Source organism: Streptomyces sp. URMC 126, assembly GCF_051386555.1.
In the GTDB taxonomy this organism is placed as follows: Bacteria; Actinomycetota; Actinomycetes; order Streptomycetales; family Streptomycetaceae; genus Streptomyces.
Genome location: NZ_JBPQTX010000493.1, coordinates 1 through 3410 on the forward strand (window position 1 = coordinate 1; position 3410 = coordinate 3410).

Annotated in this window: 2 protein-coding genes; both read right to left on the reverse strand. The window is 74.9% G+C overall.

All coding sequences use genetic code 11. From position 1 onward, the window contains the following. Positions 1 to 155 precede the first annotated feature (155 nt). Positions 156 to 1754, reverse strand: coding sequence for a peptidoglycan DD-metalloendopeptidase family protein (locus ACSNOK_RS31850; protein ID WP_436784269.1), 1599 nt, complete (start codon positions 1752 to 1754; stop codon positions 156 to 158). Positions 1755 to 2090: 336 nt separating this feature from the next. Continuing rightward, the gene (locus ACSNOK_RS31855) at positions 2091 to 3323 is read right to left on the reverse strand and encodes a PP2C family protein-serine/threonine phosphatase (RefSeq protein WP_436784270.1); all 1233 of its coding nucleotides are present in this window, start codon (positions 3321 to 3323) and stop codon (positions 2091 to 2093) included. Positions 3324 to 3410 lie beyond the last annotated feature (87 nt).

Here is a 3410-nt window from a genome sequence, read left to right on the forward strand (position 1 = left end):
GGGTGGGATGGGTGAGGACAGCCAGGGCAGTGGGGACGGGTGAGGGGCCAGGGACGGCTGGAGGAACGGGAACGGCCGGGGGAGGAACGGACGGTCCCTCCCCCGGCCGGAGCCCTACGCCTGGAGCCGCACCCCCGCGGGCGCGGCCGGAGCCCCTACGGGCGCAGCCCCTTCGACCGCAGCCAGTGCAGCGGGTCGACGGGGTGACCGCCGTGCGGCCGGACCTCCAGGTGCAGGTGCGGTCCGGTGACGTTGCCCGTCGCCCCGACGCGGCCGATGACCTGGCCCGCGGCGACCTTGCCCTTGGTCACGACCATGGACGACAGGTGGCAGAACCACACCTCCGTCCCGTCGTCGAGACGCAGCACGATGCGGTAGCCGTACGAACCCGCCCAGCCGGCGTGGACGATCCGGCCCCCGTGCACCGCCTTGACCGGACTGCCCGTGGGGGCGGCGAAGTCCGTGCCGGTGTGCCGGTGCGACCACATGCCGCCGTGCTGGCCGTAACGGGCGGTGATCCGGTACGAGGAGACCGGCATGACGTAGGTCCGCTTCGCCCGGGCGGTCTCGATCCGCTCGGCGGCGCGGCGCGCCTCGGCCTGGGCACGGCTCGAAGCCTTGGTCACCGAGGTCTGGGCACCGGCGGCGGCCGCGGCCCGGGCCTTCGCTCCCTGCCCGCCGGTCCGCGGGGCGGAGTGCGGGTGACCGGCGTGCGCCGCGCCGTCGGCATGCTGCGACGTCGTGGGGTGCGCGGTGGTGGAGTGGGCGGTCGCGGCATGCGCCGCCTGCGCCGCGGTCCGGGCCTTCCGCTCGGCGGTGGCCCTTGCCGCCGCCATCCGCTGGGCGTCCGCGGCGGCCCGCTCCTGCGCTTCGTGCGCTTCGTGCGCGGCCTCGGCGTGGGCCGTCTCGGCGTGGGCTGTCTCGGCAGGCTGCTGACGGTCGGCCTGCTGGAGGATGCGGGCGCGCAGGGCCTCACCGGCGTCGGAGGCGTCGGAAGCCTCGGCGGCGGCGACCGCGCCCGCGACTTCGGCGGGCGCCCCAGCCCCGGGTGCGGCGGAGTGGGCGGCCGTAACGGAGTGGTCGGCGGCGGCTTCCGGAGCGCCGCCTTCCTCGTCGTCCCCGTCGTCGATCAGGTACGGACCGACGCCCGGCAGATGGGAGACGTCCGGCACGGATATCGCCGCCGGCCGCTCCTGCGCGCTGGCCATGCCACCCGCGCCGACCGCGGCGATCACGCCGACGCCGAGGACCGCGCCGCTGCGGGCCATGGAGCCGCCGCGCTGCTTGGGAACCCGGTGCCGACCGCGGACGGGGGGCTCGTACTCCTCGCCCGGCCCGGCCGGAGCCGCGGATTCCGGGCTCGCCCCGGCCTCCGCCTCCGGATGAACCGGGCCGTCCACCGGCCCGGCGTACCCGTAAGACCCGTAAGGGTCCGAGGCATCGAATGCCTCGTGGGCGCCATAGACGTCGTGGGAACCGGAGACATCGTGGCCACCGGAGACGTCGTAGGCACCGGAAGCGCCGGACGCCTCATACGCACCGGAAGCGCCGTAGGAACCGGCGGCGTCATAGGAGCCGGAAGCCTCGAACGAGCCCTGAGCGTCGAAGAAGTCGTACGCGCCCTGAGGGGCGGGCGGACCGCCGACACCGCCGGGAGGGGGCGGGACGGGGGAGGAGCCGGGTTCGTCCCCGTAGGAGGACTCCGCCCAGGAGCCGTGCGAACCGTCTCCGTCTGCGGACCTGTTGGACGCCACGGGGGCGCTCTCCTTTCCTTCCCTCTCGCCTGCCGCAATCGGCGGTGGGGGTTCCCGGGTCGTTCGGGAACGGGGAGGGACAGGGCGGGTGGACCCCTACGGGCCGGGCAGGGCCCGGTGCGATCCCGAGGGCTGGTGGTTCCCCGGTCCCCTCTCGTGCCCACGGGCCCGTACCCACGGGATTCGGCGAAAGCGCGCGGTGCCGCTTTGTGCGGCGGTATGAGGAACGCGCTGCGTTATCGAACGTTAATAGACAGCACTGGTTGTTTCCAAGCCGAAAGCATGAATCCACGGGCCGGTTGGCAAGATCTGCGGACGATATCGACTGATGGTGTGTCACTCGTTATGCAGCGTGGCCGCAGTGCGGCGCGGTACGGACGGGTGGCGGTGCTCGGTCCGCTGCTGCTCGTTACGGTGGTGATCGTTACGGTGATGCTCGGTCCGGTGGTGCTCGGTACGCCGAACGGCCAGCAGGGCCATGTCGTCGTCGCCGTGCCCGCCCGTGTGCCGGTCGACGTCCGCCACCAGGTGGTCGAGCAGGGCGTCCGGGCTCCGGAACCGCCGCCCGGCCAGCCGCCGCCGGGGGTCGTAGAAGTCACCGGCGGCGTCCCGCGCCTCCGTCACCCCGTCGGTGAACAGCAGCAACGTCACACCCGGCGGGAACGGGCGCTCCTCCACCCGGTCCGGCCACTCGCCCAACTCCCCCATCCCCAGCGGCAGGGCGTGCGCGTCCGGCGGGGCCTCGGCCACCGTCCCGTCGGGGTGCACCAGCAGCGGGGGCGGGTGGCCGCGGTTGACCAGGCGGACGACCGGGGCGTCGCCGTGCGGCACCTCCGCCAGGACGGCGGTGGTGAAGCCCTCGAACTGGTCGATGCCGGCCCTCCGGCCGCCCTCCCGCCGCAACGCGTGTTCCAGCCGCCGTGCCACCCCGGCCAGCGTCGGCTCCCCCTCCGCCGCCTCGCGGAACGCCCCGATCAGCACGGCCACCGCCTCCACGGCGCCCAGCCCCTTGCCGCGCACGTCGCCGACCATCAGCCGGACGCCGTGCGGCGTGTCCTGGACCGCGTACAAGTCGCCGCCGATCCTGGCGTCGGCCTGTGCGGCGACGTACCGGGCCGCGACGCGCAGGCCGTCGAGCCGGGCCGGCGGCGCGGGGAGGACGGCCCGCTGCGCGGCCTCGGCGATGCCGCGGGCGGAGCGGAGGCGGCTGTCGCTGCGCCGCACCACGCGGTTGATGCCCAGGGCGAGCAGGGAGACGGTCAGCACGGTGACGTTCTCGGTGACCGACTCGCCGGTGCTCGGTGAACCGCGGTGGACGGTGATGTCCACGGACGCCACCACGGCGATCACCGCCGTCACGGCGGTGGCCCGGGCGGAGAGCAGGGAGGCGGCGACGAGCGGGGCGGCGGAGAAGAAGGGGGCGGAGTTGTAGTTGGGAGGGGTGAGGAAGGCGAAGACCTCGCCCGCGATGAGGAGCAGGGCGGGCAGCCAGCAGGCCGCGCGCCACAGCACGTTCGAGGCCGCGCGCTCCGGGCGCTCCGGGGACTCCGTCCCGTCTCGCTTCCCCACCGTGCGCTCCCTGACCCGGCCGGCGCCCGACCCGGCCGGCCTCCGCTGCTCCCTCCCAGCCTCGGGGGCGGGAGGGGCGGCGTCCAT